The sequence below is a fragment of the Leptospira tipperaryensis genome, assembly GCF_001729245.1.
GTDB classification, from domain to species: domain Bacteria; phylum Spirochaetota; class Leptospiria; order Leptospirales; family Leptospiraceae; genus Leptospira; species Leptospira tipperaryensis.
The window spans coordinates 2,272,848-2,291,368 of sequence record NZ_CP015217.1; the positions used below are offsets into that span (position 1 = coordinate 2,272,848).

Below are 18,521 nucleotides of genomic sequence, written 5' to 3' on the forward strand. Positions count from 1 at the left end.
CAAATGTGGGAACTCTTACAAAAATTCCTATTGAGAAATGTCGATTCTGAATCCGAGGATCTTTTGAGTCCCCTTTTGAATTTCAAAAACGTTCCGATTTCCCTCTCTTCTTCAAAACGAAGAATCTTTCAAAATTCAGTAGTATCTGCGTTTTAGAATTCTACGAAGTTCTTTTACAAAAGGAGAATCTTCAGAGGCTTCCGGATTCATTCGAGTGAGATACGCTTTCGCCCAATCCTCCGCCTCCTCGTATTTTCCTTGATCTCCGTAGATTCTCGCGATGAGAGTTACTGCCTTTTCCAGATTTTGTTTTTGAGAATCCAGTTCCGGTTTTTTCTGCAAAAGTTTTACAAGCTGCAGAAGATATCTTCTCGCAGAATCCTTTCGATCCGTAGAAGAAAGCATTTCCCCCAGAGAAAGAAGAGAAATCGACTGAAAGTTTTCGGGAGCTTCCGTAATGATTTTTAGATACTGAGATTCGGCCTCCGGAATTTTACCGTTCCCTCTCAAAGCGCGAGCCACTTCAAAAACTGCTTTCCATTTCTCGTCTTCGGAATCGATCTGTTCCGTAATGGAACTCGCGTCATTCGCGCTTTCCGCTGTGAGTCTTGCGTCTTCCAATTTAGAAGCGTTAGCCGTTTTTCCCTGTCCGCTCGCTTGGTTGAATTCGGTCTTGGCGTTGTTTCTCTGATTTTCTCTCAGACGGAGCACTCCCTTTTTATAACCGCTCTCGGAAGGATCTTCCTTTTTTTTATCCTTCTTCTTTTTCAAACTTGTCTTGGAAGAATTCGGAAGTGTTGTCTTTTCGGGAATCGCAGGCGATTCTTCCATAGAATCTTTAGAAGAAACTTGCGAGGTTTCGTTTTCCGGAGATGGGGTGGATACGTTAGTCGCCTTTGATTCGGCTCCGGTTTCTGCAATATCCGATTTTCCAGGAATTAGAGTTTTAGATTCTTCCGGTTGCGTTTTTTTAGAATCTGCATTTTTTTCCGCGGCAGCATCGGGTTCCAAAAAAGAACTTTCCGATTCTTCCGGAAAAGGAAGGGGCATATCCGCAAAAATAGAAAATGAAATTCCAAATAAGAATCCGGAAAGGATCAAAGAACGAATCCATTTCATCTGAGTTCCGGAGATCCTTTGGAATTGTTTTTAGGAGGACGTATCAAACTCGGTCTTTCGGAATTAGAAGAATTTCCGGTTCCGCGATCAGGAGTCACCGTTCCAGGATCTTCCAGTTTTCGATTCGAATCGGGAGTTCTCTCTCGATCATTCGTCGGAAGAGAATCGGATTCTGTAGGAAGTTTCGGAGTTCCACCACCTTCCCTTCTTCCTTCTCTCAAAGGATCCTTTCCTTCCGGAGAATTCGATTCGGGTAAAAGTCCGCTCTTTGGTTTCTCTCTTTCGTATCGATCGATCTCGAGATGGGAGGATTCTCCCGTTCCCGATAAATCCGGATCGCTGTAACGAATGGACTTTCGTTTTCGATTGTAATTTCGTTCTAAATCTTCTAAAAATAGGGCCTTACGATCCAATTCTTTTGCCTGATCCTCAAAGGCTGCGCCTTCTTTTCCGCGCTGAACTCCGACGAGTATCGCTAAAGAAACACCCAAAACGGCCAGGGAAATTCCCGTGTACAAAAGGGTCTTCTGTACCTGAGGAGGTAGATTTCGGGAAAGACTGTCTATGGAAGACATCCCGGATTGGAGCTTATCTTTAAAATTGAGATCCATTGTTTTTAGTTTCGGTCGATTTCCCAATTCTACAAAGAAAGAGAAAAATCTCGAACGGTTTTTTTGATCCTCGTTTTTTTACCGTCTCATCGCTTAGAGAACAAAATGCATTTACGATCTCGAAAAACATGGAGAACCTGGGTTTCGTGAACGAGAATCCTCTCGCCCCTGATTGTTATTTCTGCTCCAACCGACACAAATCCGTTTTGAAATGTGTTTCTATGGATTCCTTAGATAAGATCAATTCTACCAAGGAATTTAGAATTTTCCGCAAAGGCGAATTCGTAATCCACTCAGGTGATAAAGCGGAAGGTTTTTATTTTATCAAATCCGGATGCGTCCGGATCTACAGAAATTCTTCCTCGGGCAAAGAACAGACGTTTTCCATTCGAAGATCCGGAGAATGGGTCGGATTTCGAGATCTTTTAACCGGTAGTAACTTTTCTCAAAACGCCGAGGCCTTGGAATCCGTGGAGGCTTGTTATATTCAAAAGGACGTCTTGGAAGATTTGATGAAGAATGATTCGAAACTTCAGTTGGAAATTCTAAAACAAATGGCGATTGAATGGAAAGAATTGGAAGATCAGACCGTCGCGCTGGGAACCAAACAGGTTCACAGTAAACTCGCGGAACTTCTCATTTCCTTTCAAGCCGCGTCGGGAAACGAACCCGAGATCGAATTGAATCTTACGAGGGAAATTATGGCTTCTATGGTAGGAACTACTACTGAAACTTTAGTGCGAGCTCTTTCCGATTTCAAAAATCGGGATTGGATCGAGATTCATAAAAATAGAATTCGATTCTTAAATTTAGAAGCCCTTCGAGGAATTTCAAACTTAGAAACAAAAACCCATTCCTGATGGATTCTGAGAAAGAATCTCAAAACCTTTTCTCATTGGAATAACCAGAATCCTCCGATCCCTTTTTCCCTCAACTCCAAGCGGATCTTCAAAGCTTGACAATTATCATGCCTTAGATCAGGGAAACCCCGCTGGGATTTCTTTTCTTTCCAAGTCGGTTTTCATATAAGGTAAAATTATAAATCTCTAAATTAAAAAGAATATTCTATTTTTCTAAAATAGTATATAATCTTTTGACTTTGAGAGTTTAGACCGAAGGAATAATCGAATCAGGAGACAAAATCTCATGAGCCAAACGAACGCCAAATACAACGATTCAATCGTAAAAGGGTTCATCATATCGGCTATGGTTTGGGGAGTCGCATCCATGTCAGTGGGTGTCCTCGCCGCATTTCAAATGGTTTATCCGGAACTGAATTTCACGCAGTATTTCAGTTTTGGTAGAATCAGACCCTTGCACACAAACGCAGCCATCTTCGGATTTGCATTGAGCATCATCTTTGCAACCGCGTATCACCTGATCCAAAGACTCTGTAGAGTCAGAATCTGGAGCGACTCTCTGGCAAAGATTCATTTTGTTTTATACAATCTGACAATCATCCTCGCCGCGATCACTCTTCCTTTAGGACTCAATCAATCTAAGGAATACGCAGAGCTGGAATGGCCTCTGGATCTTTTGATCGTTGTCTGGTTCGTGATCTTTATCGTGAACTTCTTCGCAACAATCTTTACAAGAGAGGAAAAACAACTCTACGCGGCGATCTGGTTTTACATCGCTTCATTCGTAACGGTTCCGATTCTTTTTATCGTGAACAACCTTTCCGTTCCCGTAGGACTTACCAAGTCTTACTCGATCTTCTCCGGTGTTTACGATGCGAACATTCAGTGGTGGTATGGACACAACGCGGTAGCGTTTGTTTTAACTACACCATTCTTAGGTTTGATGTATTACTACTTTCCAAAACATATCAAACAACCCATCTACAGCCATAGATTGTCTATCATTCACTTCTGGTCTTTGATCTTCATCTATATCTGGGCGGGTCCTCACCATTTGTTAAACACTCCGCTTCCGGAATGGCTTCAAACGACAGGGATGGCGTTTTCGATCATGTTGTGGATGCCCTCTTGGGGAGGAATGCTCAACGGTTTTCTTACCTTAACCCAAGCCAAAGAAAAAATCAAAACGGACGCTCTTCTTAAAATGATGCTCGTCGGGATTACCTTCTACGGTATGTCGACTTTCGAAGGGCCGCTTCTTTCGATTCGTTCCATCAGCGCTCTCGGTCACAACACGGACTGGATCGTCGGTCACGTTCACTCCGGAACCCTAGGTTGGGTGGGAATGATGTCTTTCGCGGCCATCTACTATCTCGTTCCAAGAATGTGGGATACGAACCTCTATTCCGAAAAACTCGCGAACACTCACTTCTGGTTGGCGACTCTCGGGATTCTTCTTTATATCGTTTCGATGTGGGTTTCCGGAATCACGGAAGGTTCTATGTGGAGAGCCGTGGATTCTAAAGGATTTCTTCAGTATCCGAACTGGGTACAAATCACCGAGGTTCTCAAACCTTTCCGCTTCGCAAGAGGTGTGGCCGGCGCTCTCTACTTGAGCGGAGTTTTTGTTATGATCTATAACGTGATCAAAACGATTCAAACATCCGGTTCCGGCTTTCAAGAAGTGGACCTGAGAGTGAAAGAACAAGGAGGAAACGTATGAAATTATTCGACATACTTCTGGATTGGTTCTCTGGTTTCACCGATCAGTGGGAAAAACAAGGAGTTAAGTTTACGGTTTATACTACGATCGCGGTTTTGATCGGCGGTATCTTCGAGTTGATTCCTCCCTTTTTCATTTCCAGAACCGCGGTTCCGATTCAAGGAGTAAAACCGTTCTCCGCTCTGGAACTCGCAGGAAGAGACATCTATCAGAAAGAAGGATGTAACAACTGTCATACGCAGATGATTCGTCCTTTTAAATGGGAAGTGGATCGTTTTGATCCTTCTAAGTCTTACGGAAGAGACGGTTATTCCAAGGCTGGAGAATTCGTCTACGACCATCCGTTTCTCTGGGGATCCAAAAGAACCGGACCCGATCTGGCTCACGAATCTCAGATTCAACCTTCTTACGCTTGGCATAAGACTCACTTGATCAATCCAAGAGATACTTCTCCGGGTTCCGTTATGCCCGCTTATCCTTGGTTATTCGAAGAAGGAGCTAAGGTCAACGCGGAAGAAATCGTGAACCACATGAAAGGTCTTTCCAAAGTGGGAGTTCCTTATACGGACGCGGATTATCTTTCTGCTGCTAAAGAATTGGAAGGTAAAACCGAAGGAGACGCGCTCATCGCTTATCTTCTTAAATTAGGCAAGGACACAGCCGAGTTGTCCAAGTCGATTCAGTGAGGCAATTATGGAACTGGAACTGATTCAAATCTACAAGTTTGCAAGACTACCAGTTCTTGTTTTAGCGATCGGTCTCATCACCGCATACGTTTACAACAAGAAACGCAAGGTACAAATGGAAGATCCAAAGTATAGAATGCTGGAGGAGGACTGATCCATGACGCACGATTCAAATAAAGATTTCGACGGTATCAAACAATCGGACAATCCGATGCCGGAATGGTGGAAATGGATCTTCGTGATCTGCATCGTCGTCGCAGTCGGATATTCGATTTACTTTCACAAATTCTCAAGTTGGGAACAAGACGTCGCCTACGAAAACGAGGTGAAAGAATACGAAGCGAAGTATCCGAAAGCGGTCGCGGTGGCGACTAACGATGGTAGCAATCCTCTTCGCGGTAATGCCGAAGCGATCGCAGAAGGTGAAAAAACTTTCAAAACGGTTTGCGCGGCTTGCCACGGTCCGACCGGACAAGGTTTGGTTGGTCCGAATCTAATCGATGCGGAATGGATTCACGGATCCTTGGATTCGGAAGTCTATGCGACGATCATGAAAGGGATCGCCGTAGACAAAACAAAACTGGGAAGAGGACCTATGCCTCCGCATGAGAATTCTCTCGGTTCCGAAAAAGTATATCAGGTGATGGCTTGGCTTGCGACTCAGAACGCAAGCTTAAAGGCGTCGAAGTAATTTATGAAATTCTTGGATGACTCTTTGCAAAGAATGTCATCCAAGTTTTGGATTGTATTAACTCCGGAGAGAATGTAGAATGCAAATCGTGTTTTGTTTCTCATTCTTTCCAGAGACCACTAAGGAGGACTTTTGTGGTCATCTCCAGGCACATTACTGGTAAGATTCGTTCGGCGAGATACATAGTAGAGGCGATCTTACTTCCCATTTATTTTCTTCTTCCCTGGCTTCGTTGGGGAGAACATCCCTTCATCCGACTCGACATTCCAAACCGAAAGTTTTATCTTCTTGGAAATATTTTTACTCCGCAAGAAGGATACTACCTTCACCTTTTCCTGATCGGAATGGGACTTTCCTTATTTTTCTTTACGACTCTGATCGGAAGAGTCTGGTGCGGATGGGCTTGTCCACAGACCGTTTTCACCGATGTCTTTGACTGGATCGGAAGAACGATCCTCGGTTCCAAATACGGAAAAAAAGACGCACCTACTTTCGGAAAAATCCTTGTACACTTTCTCTGGATTCTCGTGAGCGTTCTCGGTGCACTCGCCTGGGTTTCGTATTTCGCGGATCCGTACGAAATGTTAAGCGAAGTCCGATCTTCCGCGTTTCTGTCAAGTCCGCCGGTATGGACCTACTTCACCGCATTCTTCACGGCTACCTTGTATCTGGACATGGCTTTTGTTAGAGAACAGTTTTGCAAATACGCATGTCCTTATGCGAGATTCCAAACGGTCATGATGGATGCACATTCCGTAAATGTAACTTACGATCTAAAACGCGGAGAACCCAGACGAAAAGCAGGAGTTCAGGAAGGAGATTGCACGGCGTGTAATCTTTGTTTGGTGGTCTGTCCGACTGGAATCGATATCCGTGAAGGCACCAACGTCGGTTGTATTGCTTGCGGAAAATGTGTGGATGCTTGTACAAAAACCATGGGAAAAGAAGGGAAAAAAACTCTTATCGGATACATGTCCGAAACCCAGGCGAATCAACCCGGCGCCAAGGTAAATTGGATCCGTCCAAGAAGTTTGGTCTATGGAACTCTCCTACTTTGTGTGTTGGCGGCGGCGGGAACGCTCCTTTACAATCGGGTTCCTCTCTACGCAAACATACTTCCGGATCGAATCATCCAACCGATGGAAGTTCCCGGAGGTTTGGTAAGAAATTTTTACAACGGACATCTCTTGAATCTAACGTTTGAAGAGCGGGAACTCAAAGTTGAAATCGCAAACAGCACCCTCAGCTCTCCCGTACATATATTGTTAGGCGGAACGGAAAAGCCTGCGATTCAAGTTTTAGGAAACGATTCACAGGATTTTAGAATCATCTTAGAAACGGTGGCTCTTCCACAAGACCAGTCTAAACCGACACATCAAATTTCTCTAAGAATCACCGATTTAAAAAATCCGAACTTTCAGTTACAAAAGACGATTCCCTTTCGAATCCCGATCAAATAAGGTCAAAATCAGGAAAACTAAAATGGCATTACACAAAAGTATGAAACTCGCCTTTGTTTGGATCGGGGTCGCATTTGTTGCCTTGATCGCCGCGACCGTAGTCACGATACGATACGCAAGCGAAGGATATACCGGACCGATCGAAAAAGGATATTATGAAAAAGGATTGAATTACGAAAAGTCGATCCTCGAACAAAGAAAGATGATCGCCGAAGGATATTCGTACGAGAGTAAACTTTTTACGTCTTCTCCGGACTTAAAAAAAGGAAAAAACTTAGTTTCGATTCAATTCCGAAAATCCGGAGCGCCGATCACCGGAGCCAAACTTCAGATTTTGATCGAAAGATCCGCGACGGATGAGTGGAATCGATCTCTGAGTATGATCGAAGATCCAAAGAACAAGGGAAACTACCAAGGATCGATCGACATTCCGGAAGAAGGACTTTGGATTCTCAGTCTTCAAGGTGAGACCGAAGGAAGAATTCTTCAAAAAACCGTGGAAGTAAAAATTCAATAGAACTTATGGAAACGTTGTTTCAAGTTACAAACTGCTATCATTGCAATACTCCGATCCGTACGGAAAAAGAGCTGATCCGAGGAGAACTGGGTGGCCGTACGGAATCGTTTTGTTGCAGCGGATGCAGAAGCCTCGCGACCCTTTTGGTAAACAACGGTCTCACTCAGTTTTATACTCTGAGAGGTTCTGAAAAACTCGAATCCGTAAATACCGAAAGAAAAAACCGAGAAAACTTGGAAACCGAATCCATATATCAAGAATATGTAATACAAAAAAAAGAAGGCATCTGCGAAACGTTCATTACCATCGGAAAAATTCACTGTTCCGCCTGTGTCTGGTTAAACGAAAAGGTTCTCGGCGATCACAAAGGAATTCTCGAAGCCAGAATCAATTTTGCGACCGGAAGAATGAAACTCGTTTACGATCGAAGTTTAGTCGACCTCAATGAGATATTTTCGGTTATCACGAGCATAGGCTACGAACCTTCTCTTTATTCTCCTCTCAAGGCGGAAACAGGAGTTTCTCGATTTTCTAAAGATTTATTTTACCGCATGGCCCTCGCCGGTTTTTCTTGGGGCAACATTATGCTCTTTAGCATCGGATTGTATGCGGGTTATTTTTCGGGAATCGAAATCGAATTCAAACGACTCTTCCATTACGTTTCTTGGATATTCGCGACGCCGGTTTATCTCTACTCGGGTTATCCTTTTTTCAAAGGCGCGAAGGAATCGATCAAAAGAAGAATGCTTACGATGGACACTCTTCTTTTTTCCGGGGTTTCTCTCGCCTATTTCTACAGCATCTACGTGACGTTAACCGATCATGGAGAAGTCTATTTTGATTCCGTCTGTACGATTTATTTCTTTATTCTGATCGGAAAGTTTTTAGAATCCGCGATCCGTTTGAAAGCGGGAAGAAAGGTCGGAGAACTTTTGTCCACCCTTCCTCAAGAATATACGGTCCTACGCAACTCCGTCGAAACTCAGATTGCACCGAGCGCGATTCAAGTGGAGGAAAGAATTCTTCTTAAAAACGGAAACAGAGTTCCCGTGGACGGTATTCTACAATCCGCTACCGCCTACTTTGACGAATCCTTTTTAACGGGAGAATCCAAGCCGGTCACGCATAAAATCGGAGATATGATCCTTTCGGGTTCTTTGTGTCTTAGTACAAACGCGGAGCTCCTCGCGACTACGACCGCAAAGGAAAGCACGCTTTCAAGAATCTCAGCGCTCATCGAATCCTCGCTTCAGGCAAAACCCGGAATCCAAAGAACCACGGATCGATTTTCAACTTATTTTATACAGATCGTTTTAGGAATCGCAGTTGCAACTTTTTGCATATACGGATTCTATTTTCAAAACTGGGAAGCCGCGGTGCTCAATACGATCAGCGTCCTGATCGTCGCGTGTCCTTGCGCGCTCGGGCTCGCCGTTCCAGCGGCTTACGTGGTGAGCAACTTACTCCACAGTTCGAAAGGAATCCTCGTAAAAAATCCGGATTCTTTGGAAATCCTGAGCCGAGCGGACCAGATCTATTTTGATAAGACTGGAACTTTGACAACGGGAAAACTTTCCATCCAAGAAGAACGTTTTTTAAGTCAGGACGAAAGACTTCGAATCTATTCCCTCATCCTTTCTTTGGAATCCGGTTCCACACATCCACTCGCGGAAAGTTTAAAAAAAGAGATCGGAAAAAAATTAAAAAACCAAAATCAAGAACCGATCCAATACACTTGGAAGGAAATTTTAGAAATCCCAGGATCCGGAATGGAAGGCAGACTGATCGGAGAAAACGTTTCGTATCGAATCGGAAATCTTCATTTCGTATCGCAAGGATATCTCAAACAAGACGGTAAGATTTATCTGGGCAAAGAAGGAAATCTTCTCGCGAGTTTTGTATTGGAAGATTCGGTTCGTCCGGAAACAAAAAGTACGGTCGAAAGATTAAAACATACTTTTGGTTATCTCGGAATTCTTTCAGGAGATTCCAAATCCAAAGTAGAATCCTTGGCGACCGCCGTGGGAATCGATCATCCTCTTTTCGAACTCAAGCCCGAAGAAAAACTTAAGGTGATTCAAAAAGCTCAAAACGAAGGAAAAACCGTCGTCATGGTAGGAGACGGAATCAACGATTCCGCGTGTTTGGCTGCGGCCAATCTCGGAATTTCCATGGGAATCGCCTCGGATCTTTCCATCGATAAATCCGATCTGGTTCTGATCAGCAATCAATTGGATTCGATCATTTCGGCCGTGAAAATTTCCAAAAAAACAAGAAATATCGTATTTCAGAATATTCTAATTTCATTAATTTACAATTCGATCATGTTGCCCCTGGCCGCTTTCGGCTTTATGCTTCCGGTTATCTGCGCCGGTTTTATGACCTTGAGCTCCCTTTCCGTAGTTTTGAATTCGATCTCGTTACAGTGGAGAACCAAATTATGAACGCACTCTATCTTACGATTCCACTCGCTATGCTCATCGCACTCGGGGCCTTGGTAGTATTCTTCTGGTCCTTAAAATCCGGTCAGTATGAAGACATCGAAGGTCCGAAATACAGAATGTTATTTGACGACGACGATGAAAAAAAACCGGTTTTGAAAGAGGGAGAACACAAACATGCAGAATGAATTGTTTTTAACCACACTCTCCATCGCCTTTATCCATGGAATCACGAGTTCGTTACACTGTCTCGGAATGTGCGGTCCTTTTGCGGGAACTCTAAACCTCGCCAACCGGGATCAAAAATACAAAACTAATCTTTTTTACAATCTGGGAAGATGGATCTCCTATTCTACGTTAGGCGCCATCTTTGGAATTTTAGGCTCTGGTTTAAACCTCGCCGGAAAGTTGATCTCTCTACAGGAATTTGCCGCCGTGATCTCCGGAATCTTTATCATCGGATTCGGGCTCAGTCTGATTCAAAACGGAACTCCGGAACGATCCGGCTTCTATCAGAAAATTCTAAATCGATTTGCGGGACCGTTACTCGCTTCTCTAAAACAAGGAAAGAACCTTCCCACGACTTCGATGGCTTTCGGAATGGTAACCGGGCTTTTGCCTTGTGCGGTTTTGTATCCGGCGTTTAGTCTTGCATTGGCGACCGGAAGCGCGAGCTCAGGTTGGCTTGTGATGTCGATTTTTTTCTTAGGAACGTTTCCCGCTCTTTTTTTGTTCGGAGTCGGTTTTCGAAACCTGCTCGTTAATCTTCCGCAGAGTATCATTCGTTACGGAGGGATCGTCATCGTCTTTGTCGGAATTTCGATGATTTTCTTTAGACTCGGACATTCGCACTCCGAACACGAACATTCTCCGAATTCTCACTCGATGGAAGAACATTCTTCTCCGAAAGAGGATCATTCTCATCATCATTAGAAGAAATTTCTTTCCAAACATTCAAGTTTTTCCGGGAGATTTCGATTGTAAAAAGGAAGATGATTTCTATACTGAAACCCCGGATGAGCGACTCTCTCAAGAATTTCACGGATTTTCTCTTAAAGGATCTGGAAGAAAACGAAAACGCATTCTTCAAAATTGAAAATGAAGACGGACTCGCCTATCTCTCCGTCTTTCCGGCGGGGAAAAAAGGGAAATCCCTCGATTCTAAAGAGATTCTAAGAAGAATCGAACTCTTTCGGATTTCGGAAATCTCTCATACCATCATCAAAGACCTAGTCCTCAAATCCGACGGACTTCCTCATCTCATCGGAAAATGGCCCGGAAAACCGGAAAGTTCCCGAATTGAGATCGATATCTCAGAAGATAAGATGAAAGCTTTCATCACCTTTCATCCTCCGAAATACGGCGGAAAACTTTTGAGCTCCGAGCAGATCCAAGAATCCATTCATCTGAGAGGAATTTCTTACGGTGTTTTGCAAGAAACCATCGATCGTCTTTCCGCGGAACCCGAATACGGAAAAAAAATACAGATCGCGGAAGGCTCGGCTCCAATCCCGGGTAAGAATGGAGATCTCAGAATTCTTTTCATACATCCGGCGATTCCTCATCTCGAAGAAGACGAGTTTGGAAGAGTCGATTTTAAAAATATTCAAATTATCCAAAGCGTAGCCAAGGATCAGAAGCTCGCCGAAAAAATATCACCGACTCCCGGAAAGGAAGGCAAGAATGTCTTTGGAGAAATTCTTCCTTACGAACCCGGAAAAGAAGCGGATTGGAAACTCGGAGCAAACGTTAGACTCTCATTGGATGAAACCACAGTTCATTCGCTCATCAGCGGAAGACCGATCCTTGATCGACAAGGAACGATCCGCGTAGACGAGGTCTGTCATTTAGAGAACGTAGATTTTTCCACCGGAAACGTGAGCTTCCCCGGAACGATCATCGTGGAAGGTTCGATCGCAGACGGATTTACGCTGGAAACCGAAGGTTCCATCATCGTAAAAAAATCGGTAGGCAAGGTTTTTCTCAAGGCAGCCGGGGACATCGTTTTGTCTGGCGGTTTTATGGGAAGAAACGGTGGTTTGATAGAATCCGGAGCCGATATCTACACTCGCTTCGTGGAACAAGGAAAACTCATTTCTAAAAATACGATCTTTATCGAAGAGGCTTCCATGCACTCCGAACTCGTCGCAGGAGAATCCGTAGTTATTCGAGGTGGAAGAGGAGAATTGATCGGAGGAACCTGCGTCGCCGGAAAAGCGGTCATCTGTACCAAGTTAGGCGCCATCGCGGAAACTAAAACTTCAGTATCCGTCGGGATCCGTCCCGAACTTTTGGAAGATTTGGAAAAACTACGCTCCGAAGTTCAGAAGAATCAGGAGATTCTTAAAAAAGTGGAACTGAGTCTTGTAAAACTCAACGAAGATTCTCAGAGAAGACAACTCACTGCGGAAGAAAAGGAAAGTCTTCCCAAACTCACTGCGATCAAACTGAAATATTCAGGAATTCTAAATAACTTACTCGGCCAAGAACAATCCATGATTATGGGTTTTGAACCCGACAAGGATTCTTACGTCGAGGTGGAACAGGAAATATTTCCGGGTGTGGACATCTACCCTGGAAAGGGAAAAAATTTCAAGGTTCGTCTCAAAGAAATTCCGGGCCCCTCCTTTGTATTTCTTGGAAACGACGGAAATCCTCAGATCACAAAGGTAAGACCAAAACGTCTTGGAATTCTCCAAGAAGATCCCTGAATTTATTTTTGGGGAATCAATCCCACATAACGCGCCCTCGGTCGGATCAACTGATCAGTCTGATACTGTTCCATCGCGTGAGCAATCCAGCCTGCGCACCTTCCGATGGCGAACAACGCAAGTCCCGCTCCTTTCGGCAAACGTAACGTATAACTTACCGCCGCGAGTCCCATATCAATCGTGGGATAGTCCCCTAAAAGATGAATCGCTTCTTGTATTAGATTTTTTGCAAATAAGAATTCTTTGTTTTTTGGAAAAAGCCTCTCCGTCATTTCGAGCAATTTTTTTCCTCTTGGATCTCCGTTTTGATAAAACGGGTGCCCAAATCCAGGAATTTTTTCTCCCCTTCTCAAACGTTCCGTAAGAAACGATCTTTCTTCCTTTTTTCGGAGGCTCGCGCTCTCAATCAGCTCGATCGCTTTTTCGGTCAGAAGCCCGTGTCGATTTCCGGAAAGAGCCGCGAGCCCCGCGATCACAGCCTGATAGAGACTTGCGTCGGTCGATGCTACACAACGTGTCGTAAACGAAGATGCGTTGAGTTCGTGATCGGCTGAAAGAATAAGGGAAGCATCGATCAAACGAATCGCTTTTTTGTCCTCGTTCGAAAGGATTCGATTCTTTTTAGAATCGGAAATAAAATGAGAATTCTTTTTTCCAAAAGAAATCTCTTTCCAAGAAAACCAAAGAGTCTCCGCAATAGTGCCTGCTCCTCGTTTGGACTTCGATGCAAAAAGAGACAACAAACGTATAATTTTCGTTCCGGTTTTACTCAAGGCTTCCGGAGTTTTTAGGAGCGCTCTCGTGTCCTCATATTCGGCGACACCCAATAGGATTCTACAAAGATCGATCAAAGGGCGGTTGGAAATTACCGGAAGAATTTGGAGAGAATCCTTGTCCAAGGTCGGCCATTCCTCTTCAAACGAAAAAGAATTCTCGGAGTCCCAGAGAATCTTGGCGACGGATTCAAAATTAGAATTTTCTGATAGATCGGTAGCATTCCGACCACGGTAATATATCGCGTTTTCTTCGATCAAACTGATCGAAGACTCGAGGACCGGTTGACCAAAACTCAAAGCCGCCCTCGCGGTTTTTCCCGGATTTTGTTTTTCCTCTCTTTGAAGTAAAATACGATCGATCTCTTCTCTTCTATACCGTTTGCTACGATCCTTTGAACCGCTCGATTCTGAATGAAGGATTCCGCGACTGACATAGGCGTAGATCGTTTCGACTTCCACACCCAATTCCTGGGCCGCCTCAAACGCTGATAAAAACGATTTTTTTGAGGAAGGTTTCATACATTGACTATGAAATCAATATTGATTAATTTTTGTCAATCCTGTAAACTCAAGGTCGTAAGGAATTCAATATGAATACAATGGATCTTTTCGAAGAAAGTAAATACAGCCCCGGCCTGGAAGGAATTCCCGCCGTAAAGACTCGAATTTCCAAGGTGGACGGAATCCACGGTAAACTCGTAATCGCGGGATATCCCATAGAGGAATTCGCGGAAAAAATCGATTTTGAAGAAACGTTTTTTCTTCTCTTAGAAGACAAACTTCCAAACGCCGAACAAAAAAAAAGGATCATAGACGATCTTATTAACGCGAGAAGATTTTCTCATGTTCAGAGAAACATCTTAGAAAGTGCCGTTTCCGAAAACGCATCCATCATAGAATGTCTCCGAATCGGAGCCGCGTCTTTATCCTTAGGAAAACCCTTCACTTCGAGTGAAGAGGAAAGTTATGCGGTCGTTGCTACCTTACCCTTAATCGTCGCCTGGGTATATCGTCTCAAAAAAGGATTGAATCCGATTCTTCCCAATCCGGAGCTAAGTCTTGCAGCCAACTTTCTTTCTATGCTAGGAATTACTCCGAATCCTAAAAAGATAAAGGCTCTCAATACATACTGGAACACCGTAGCCGATCACGGACTCAATGCGTCCACGTTTACGGCAAGAGTGATCGCTTCCACTCAGTCGGATATGATTTCCGCTGCGACCGGCGCGATCGGAGCTCTAAAAGGACCGCTTCACGGAGGTGCTCCGGGACCTGCCTTAGATATGGTCTTTGAAATTGGAACCCCCACCGCAGCCGAAGAATACCTCAGACATAAAATGGAAAAGGGAGAAAGGCTGATGGGCTTTGGTCATCGTATCTATAAGGTGCGGGATCCAAGAGCGGACGTCTTAGCCTCCGCATCAAAAGAACTCTACGAACTTCCGGAATTGATAAACTTTTATTCTTTGGCGATGTATGTCGAAAAAACTGCACTTCGTTTATTAAAAGAATACAAACCCGATCGAACTCTGCATACAAACGTGGAATTTTATACCGCGCTTTTACTACACGGCCTCGATCTTCCAACGGATCTTTTCACTCCCGTTTTTGCGATCGGAAGAGCTTCGGGATGGATGGCACATTGTCTGGAACAAAAAAAGGAAAGAATTTTAAGACCGGATGCGATTTATATCGGCGCCGAAGACAAACACTGGAGATAACTTGTTTCCAAAACTTGAAAAGAAAGGAATATAATACAAAATGCAAGTTCCCTATTCTATCATCCATTTAGATCGATCTCAAAAAATGAGAAACTTGAAAAACTGAATCTATGAGCCTAATCCAAGTTGCAATTCTGATTTGTCTGATCGAAGCGGGGATCGCTTTTGTTTCTTTTTTTCTCCACGGTTTCACCGCGGAAGGATTTCAAATTCTTGCTCGTTTCTCGGGAAGGTATTCTCTTTTGACGTTTTTATTCTGGATGGCTTTTGCAAACGAAAAGGTCTTACGGAGAATTCTTTCCAAAAGGCCTTTCTGTGCATTTGCGATCGTTCATGGAATCCACTTGATGTTCGTTTTCGCGTATCTTTCTGTTTCCGGAAAAACGCCCGTGTTTTCCCGTCTGATCCTGGGAATGATCACCTATGGGATTATCTTTCTCGGACCGTGGTTGGAAACTTTTCTTTTGCGAAAAGAAAATCGTAAATTCATACTATTAAAACGAATCTACTTTTTGTATCTTTGGATTTTCTTTTTATTTTTTCTGCTTCCAAAGACGTTAAAAGCGAGTGGAATTCTGGAAGCATACGACCTGTATATTTTAATGGCTTTGATTCTTTTGACGCTTCCGCTTTGGATCTTGAGGGAGTTCAAAGTCAAAAAGGCAATCTGATTCGTAAATTCTATTTTTAGAATATTCGAAAGACTGTATTCTTTGTGAATGATTAGAATTAAAATCTCACCTCAAGAATGTTATACTTTCCTGAACGGTAAAAAAGCTTCAAACAAGAAAGATCAACCTTCCTACGTTTATCGGACCAAAGGTTTCAACGTATTATGAAAAGCACGGATCGACCAATTTTCATCGGAGTTTGTGAGTATCATAGAAATGGTCGAATCGGTTTTCCCTACCAAGGGGCCGCTGGGACAATCTAAGCTCGCCTTAGCGTGAACCAAAATCGTATTCAAGTCGATTTGATTGGCTTGGAGCAATTCCAATTTAATTTTACTGTCTTTATAGATCGTATCGAAGATTGCCTGATGTCCGTTGGCAACCGCCGCATCGGAATAATGTAAATCGCCACGAATGTCCACATAGTCGGAATTTTTTGCGAATGGTTTTCCAAACTCTTCGCCGTTTGCACGATTCCATGCAGATTCTAAGGTTCGGATGATGTTTGTGGTGATTTCTTTGATTTCCATTTTCCGAATGAAAACAAAAGAAAACTCGTTTGCAAGAAGAATTCAAAAGATGCAAAGACTGATTCCAACAAATCAAATTTCTCTATTATAATATAGCTTCTGATTCTTCTTTAGCAACTTCTAGATGATAGCGTTCCAATTTCGAATCTATTCAGAATGAAAGAGAAGACTGGAAATTTCTTTTTCGGAAAGAACGCGTTATTCGTCTTTAGAGGACTGAAAGAGTTCCTGACAAGAAGGAATCCCTCCTCCTTCCATTTCCTCACAGGGGACCTTGAGAAGATCTTCCATACATATCTTTACCTTAGCGATCTGCTTATCGGTCACCTTCTCGTATTCGTCCGGAAGAATGTTCTGGTCTTTTTGTTCTTCCATACACTGATCCACGGAGTAAGCTGAATTCTCCGAAGTCTTTTCGGAAGCGGGCAGAGTTTCGAGATAACGACTCGCGCATTCCGCAGTTTTAGTACAAAGACGTGTGAAGTAGTCCTTACTGAGCTTTTGGACTTCTTCCTTGGAAATGGACGGACCTTTTCTGCAAGTCCAGAGGATCAGAGGAATCGATACGAGGATAAGAAAAGTTCTCAAACGAGATAGGTTCATTTTAGTTTTGTAAGAATCAGTCGGTTTCCCTCTGGCAGAGATTGGTCCAAGTAAAAATGATCCGTAAGTTTTTTTACGAGATAAAGACCGATTCCTTCCTCCCTATAATCATTGGGTTCATAACCTCTGATTTCGGAAAGATTTTTCTGACTTCCAAAGTCACGAATTCGAATTTCCATTCGATTGTCGTAAAGATTGATTTCTAAAAAGATAGGGAGATTTTTTTTTCCGCCGTAGGAATGTTTGATGACATTGAGTAGGCATTCCCCTACCGCGAGTTTTAAGTCCGCGGAATCGCTCGCCGTAAACCCATTCTCAAAAGCTAAATTATAAACTAAACTTCGGATGATCGAAAGATAACGTGGATGAGAAGGAATCTGCATTCGAAACAGATTCTCATATTCTTTCTTTTTGCCTGAGTCCATTTCGATTTGATTTCAACGGAAAGAAGAATCGGTTCCGATTTCTAAAAACCGGAACCTCGACTTTTATCCTCTCGGGTGAAATTTTTTATGAACTTCTTTCAGGGTCTTATTCGCCATGTGCGTATAAATCTGAGTGGTCGAAATATCGATGTGACCCAAAAGTTCCTGAACGGATTTGAGATCCGCGTGATTTTCCAAAAGGTGAGTCGCAAAGGAGTGTCTCAGCGTATGAGGAGTCACCTTTTTTGCAATAGTCGTACGTTTGATATAGTGATTGAGAAGTCTCCAGACTGATTTGCGATTGATATAAGAACCTTTTTTAGAAACAAAAAGGTATTCGCAGTTTCTGGCTTTTAATATAAAAGGTCGGCTTTGTTTTAGATAACGATTCAGGATGTCCAAGGACTTTTCGCCGAAAGGAACCAGTCTTTGGCGACCGCCCTTCCCTTCCACCGTGAGGGTCATTCCTTCGAGATCCATATCCGTGAGTTTTAGATTGCAGGCTTCCGAAATTCGAAGTCCGGAAGAATAGAGTAATTCAAAAATGCACTTGTCTCGAAGTTCGTAGAGATTGTCTTCTCGGATGGTATCAAAGAGTTCGTCGATTTCTTCCTGAGTCAGATAATCAGGAATGCTGCGCATTACTTCGGGAGTTTCAATTTTTTCAGTCGGGTTGGTATCGAGTTTTTTTTCGTCCTTTAGGAACTTGTAAAACTGTCGAATCGCGACCACTTCTCTTGCAATCGTTTTGGAGCTGATCTTACGATCCTTTTCCTCGTTTAAAAACCGCATGATGTCATTCGCCTGAACTTCAAGGAAATCGATGTGTTCCTTTTCCAGAAAGTTCTTAAACTTATTCAAATCGTAACCATAGGAGTAGATCGAGTTGTCGCTTAATCCTTTTTCTACGGAGAGATATTCCTGGAAATTTTGAAGTAGGTTGTTATGTGAAGATGTCACTGTTTTTAGTCCCGTC

Annotated in this window: 20 protein-coding genes; 13 read left to right on the forward strand and 7 right to left on the reverse strand. The window is 43.3% G+C overall.

Annotated features, from left to right (window positions below):
• Positions 1–135: 135 nt before the first annotated feature.
• On the reverse strand, positions 136–1,119 hold the full coding sequence (locus tag A0128_RS10740; protein WP_069607510.1) for a hypothetical protein: 984 nt from the start codon (positions 1,117–1,119) through the stop codon (positions 136–138).
• Positions 1,116–1,730, reverse strand: a complete 615-nt coding sequence (locus tag A0128_RS10745; protein WP_069607511.1) for an LIC_11485 family protein — start codon at positions 1,728–1,730, stop codon at positions 1,116–1,118. Before A0128_RS10745 ends, A0128_RS10740 begins: the two co-directional genes overlap by 4 nt.
• 128 nt (positions 1,731–1,858) lie before the next feature.
• Here A0128_RS10745 and A0128_RS10750 point away from each other — a divergent pair, with 128 nt between their 5' ends.
• From A0128_RS10750 to A0128_RS10800, 11 genes are all read left to right on the forward strand, one after another.
• A complete protein-coding gene (locus A0128_RS10750; protein ID WP_069609244.1) occupies positions 1,859–2,590 on the forward strand; it encodes a Crp/Fnr family transcriptional regulator in 732 nt (243 codons plus the stop codon).
• 286 nt (positions 2,591–2,876) lie between these two features.
• Positions 2,877–4,313: a cytochrome-c oxidase, cbb3-type subunit I gene (gene ccoN, locus A0128_RS10755; RefSeq protein ID WP_069607512.1), complete on the forward strand. Its 1,437-nt coding sequence runs from the start codon at positions 2,877–2,879 to the stop codon at positions 4,311–4,313.
• The gene (ccoO, locus tag A0128_RS10760; protein ID WP_069607513.1) at positions 4,310–4,999 is read left to right on the forward strand and encodes a cytochrome-c oxidase, cbb3-type subunit II; all 690 of its coding nucleotides are present in this window, start codon (positions 4,310–4,312) and stop codon (positions 4,997–4,999) included. The genes ccoN and ccoO overlap by 4 nt, the downstream gene beginning before the upstream one ends.
• A gap of 7 nt (positions 5,000–5,006) precedes the next feature.
• On the forward strand, positions 5,007–5,153 hold the full coding sequence (locus tag A0128_RS10765; protein ID WP_069607514.1) for a cytochrome oxidase maturation protein: 147 nt from the start codon (positions 5,007–5,009) through the stop codon (positions 5,151–5,153).
• Positions 5,154–5,156: 3 nt separating this feature from the next.
• Complete coding sequence (locus A0128_RS10770) at positions 5,157–5,690, forward strand: cbb3-type cytochrome c oxidase N-terminal domain-containing protein (RefSeq protein WP_069607515.1); 534 nt, start codon at positions 5,157–5,159, stop codon at positions 5,688–5,690.
• A 134-nt stretch (positions 5,691–5,824) separates the two neighbouring features.
• Positions 5,825–7,150 carry a cytochrome c oxidase accessory protein CcoG gene (gene ccoG / locus A0128_RS10775; protein ID WP_069607516.1) on the forward strand — a complete coding sequence of 442 codons (1,326 nt, stop codon included), beginning with the start codon at positions 5,825–5,827 and terminating at the stop codon, positions 7,148–7,150.
• A 22-nt stretch (positions 7,151–7,172) separates the two neighbouring features.
• A complete protein-coding gene (locus tag A0128_RS10780) occupies positions 7,173–7,667 on the forward strand; it encodes a FixH family protein (protein ID WP_069607517.1) in 495 nt (164 codons plus the stop codon).
• Between the two features lie 5 nt (positions 7,668–7,672).
• Positions 7,673–10,111 carry a heavy metal translocating P-type ATPase gene (locus tag A0128_RS10785; RefSeq protein ID WP_069607518.1) on the forward strand — a complete coding sequence of 813 codons (2,439 nt, stop codon included), beginning with the start codon at positions 7,673–7,675 and terminating at the stop codon, positions 10,109–10,111.
• On the forward strand, positions 10,108–10,296 hold the full coding sequence (ccoS, locus tag A0128_RS10790) for a cbb3-type cytochrome oxidase assembly protein CcoS (RefSeq protein ID WP_069607519.1): 189 nt from the start codon (positions 10,108–10,110) through the stop codon (positions 10,294–10,296). The genes A0128_RS10785 and ccoS overlap by 4 nt, the downstream gene beginning before the upstream one ends.
• Entirely contained in the window at positions 10,286–11,041 is a 756-nt protein-coding gene (locus A0128_RS10795; RefSeq protein ID WP_069607520.1) for a sulfite exporter TauE/SafE family protein, read from the forward strand. Before ccoS ends, A0128_RS10795 begins: the two co-directional genes overlap by 11 nt.
• An 83-nt stretch (positions 11,042–11,124) precedes the next feature.
• The gene (locus A0128_RS10800; protein ID WP_069607521.1) at positions 11,125–12,819 is read left to right on the forward strand and encodes a flagellar assembly protein A; all 1,695 of its coding nucleotides are present in this window, start codon (positions 11,125–11,127) and stop codon (positions 12,817–12,819) included.
• 2 nt (positions 12,820–12,821) lie between these two features.
• On the opposite strand, the gene A0128_RS10805 is transcribed toward A0128_RS10800, so the two are convergent.
• The gene (locus tag A0128_RS10805) at positions 12,822–14,114 is read right to left on the reverse strand and encodes a citrate synthase family protein (protein ID WP_069607522.1); all 1,293 of its coding nucleotides are present in this window, start codon (positions 14,112–14,114) and stop codon (positions 12,822–12,824) included.
• A gap of 71 nt (positions 14,115–14,185) precedes the next feature.
• Between A0128_RS10805 and A0128_RS10810 the strand changes: the two genes are divergently transcribed.
• On the forward strand, positions 14,186–15,316 hold the full coding sequence (locus tag A0128_RS10810; RefSeq protein ID WP_069607523.1) for a citrate synthase/methylcitrate synthase: 1,131 nt from the start codon (positions 14,186–14,188) through the stop codon (positions 15,314–15,316).
• Positions 15,317–15,426: 110 nt separating this feature from the next.
• Positions 15,427–15,987, forward strand: a complete 561-nt coding sequence (locus tag A0128_RS10815; protein WP_069607524.1) for a hypothetical protein — start codon at positions 15,427–15,429, stop codon at positions 15,985–15,987.
• 137 nt (positions 15,988–16,124) lie between these two features.
• On the opposite strand, the gene A0128_RS10820 is transcribed toward A0128_RS10815, so the two are convergent.
• The 4 genes from A0128_RS10820 to xerD form a co-directional block, all read right to left on the reverse strand.
• The gene (locus A0128_RS10820) at positions 16,125–16,517 is read right to left on the reverse strand and encodes an SgcJ/EcaC family oxidoreductase (RefSeq protein ID WP_069607525.1); all 393 of its coding nucleotides are present in this window, start codon (positions 16,515–16,517) and stop codon (positions 16,125–16,127) included.
• A 198-nt stretch (positions 16,518–16,715) separates the two neighbouring features.
• Entirely contained in the window at positions 16,716–17,120 is a 405-nt protein-coding gene (locus A0128_RS10825; RefSeq protein ID WP_069607526.1) for an LA_2478/LA_2722/LA_4182 family protein, read from the reverse strand.
• Positions 17,117–17,545, reverse strand: coding sequence for an ATP-binding protein (locus A0128_RS10830; protein ID WP_069607527.1), 429 nt, complete (start codon positions 17,543–17,545; stop codon positions 17,117–17,119). The genes A0128_RS10825 and A0128_RS10830 overlap by 4 nt, the downstream gene beginning before the upstream one ends.
• Positions 17,546–17,608: 63 nt before the next feature.
• A complete protein-coding gene (gene xerD / locus A0128_RS10835; protein ID WP_069607528.1) occupies positions 17,609–18,505 on the reverse strand; it encodes a site-specific tyrosine recombinase XerD in 897 nt (298 codons plus the stop codon).
• Positions 18,506–18,521: the final 16 nt, after the last annotated feature.

Coding starts and splice junctions, on each gene's coding strand:
- A0128_RS10780 (WP_069607517.1), top strand. CDS start 7,173: ATGGCATTACACAAAAGTATGAAACTCGCCTTTGTTTGGATCGGGGTC.
- A0128_RS10785 (WP_069607518.1), top strand. CDS start 7,673: ATGGAAACGTTGTTTCAAGTTACAAACTGCTATCATTGCAATACTCCG.
- A0128_RS10830 (WP_069607527.1), bottom strand. CDS start 17,545: ATGGACTCAGGCAAAAAGAAAGAATATGAGAATCTGTTTCGAATGCAG.
- ccoN (WP_069607512.1), top strand. CDS start 2,877: ATGAGCCAAACGAACGCCAAATACAACGATTCAATCGTAAAAGGGTTC.
- A0128_RS10765 (WP_069607514.1), top strand. CDS start 5,007: ATGGAACTGGAACTGATTCAAATCTACAAGTTTGCAAGACTACCAGTT.
- A0128_RS10740 (WP_069607510.1), bottom strand. CDS start 1,119: ATGAAATGGATTCGTTCTTTGATCCTTTCCGGATTCTTATTTGGAATT.
- ccoS (WP_069607519.1), top strand. CDS start 10,108: ATGAACGCACTCTATCTTACGATTCCACTCGCTATGCTCATCGCACTC.
- A0128_RS10745 (WP_069607511.1), bottom strand. CDS start 1,730: ATGGATCTCAATTTTAAAGATAAGCTCCAATCCGGGATGTCTTCCATA.
- A0128_RS10795 (WP_069607520.1), top strand. CDS start 10,286: ATGCAGAATGAATTGTTTTTAACCACACTCTCCATCGCCTTTATCCAT.
- ccoO (WP_069607513.1), top strand. CDS start 4,310: ATGAAATTATTCGACATACTTCTGGATTGGTTCTCTGGTTTCACCGAT.
- A0128_RS10815 (WP_069607524.1), top strand. CDS start 15,427: ATGAGCCTAATCCAAGTTGCAATTCTGATTTGTCTGATCGAAGCGGGG.
- A0128_RS10750 (WP_069609244.1), top strand. CDS start 1,859: ATGGAGAACCTGGGTTTCGTGAACGAGAATCCTCTCGCCCCTGATTGT.
- A0128_RS10820 (WP_069607525.1), bottom strand. CDS start 16,517: ATGGAAATCAAAGAAATCACCACAAACATCATCCGAACCTTAGAATCT.
- A0128_RS10805 (WP_069607522.1), bottom strand. CDS start 14,114: ATGAAACCTTCCTCAAAAAAATCGTTTTTATCAGCGTTTGAGGCGGCC.
- A0128_RS10770 (WP_069607515.1), top strand. CDS start 5,157: ATGACGCACGATTCAAATAAAGATTTCGACGGTATCAAACAATCGGAC.
- A0128_RS10825 (WP_069607526.1), bottom strand. CDS start 17,120: ATGAACCTATCTCGTTTGAGAACTTTTCTTATCCTCGTATCGATTCCT.
- A0128_RS10810 (WP_069607523.1), top strand. CDS start 14,186: ATGAATACAATGGATCTTTTCGAAGAAAGTAAATACAGCCCCGGCCTG.
- A0128_RS10800 (WP_069607521.1), top strand. CDS start 11,125: ATGAGCGACTCTCTCAAGAATTTCACGGATTTTCTCTTAAAGGATCTG.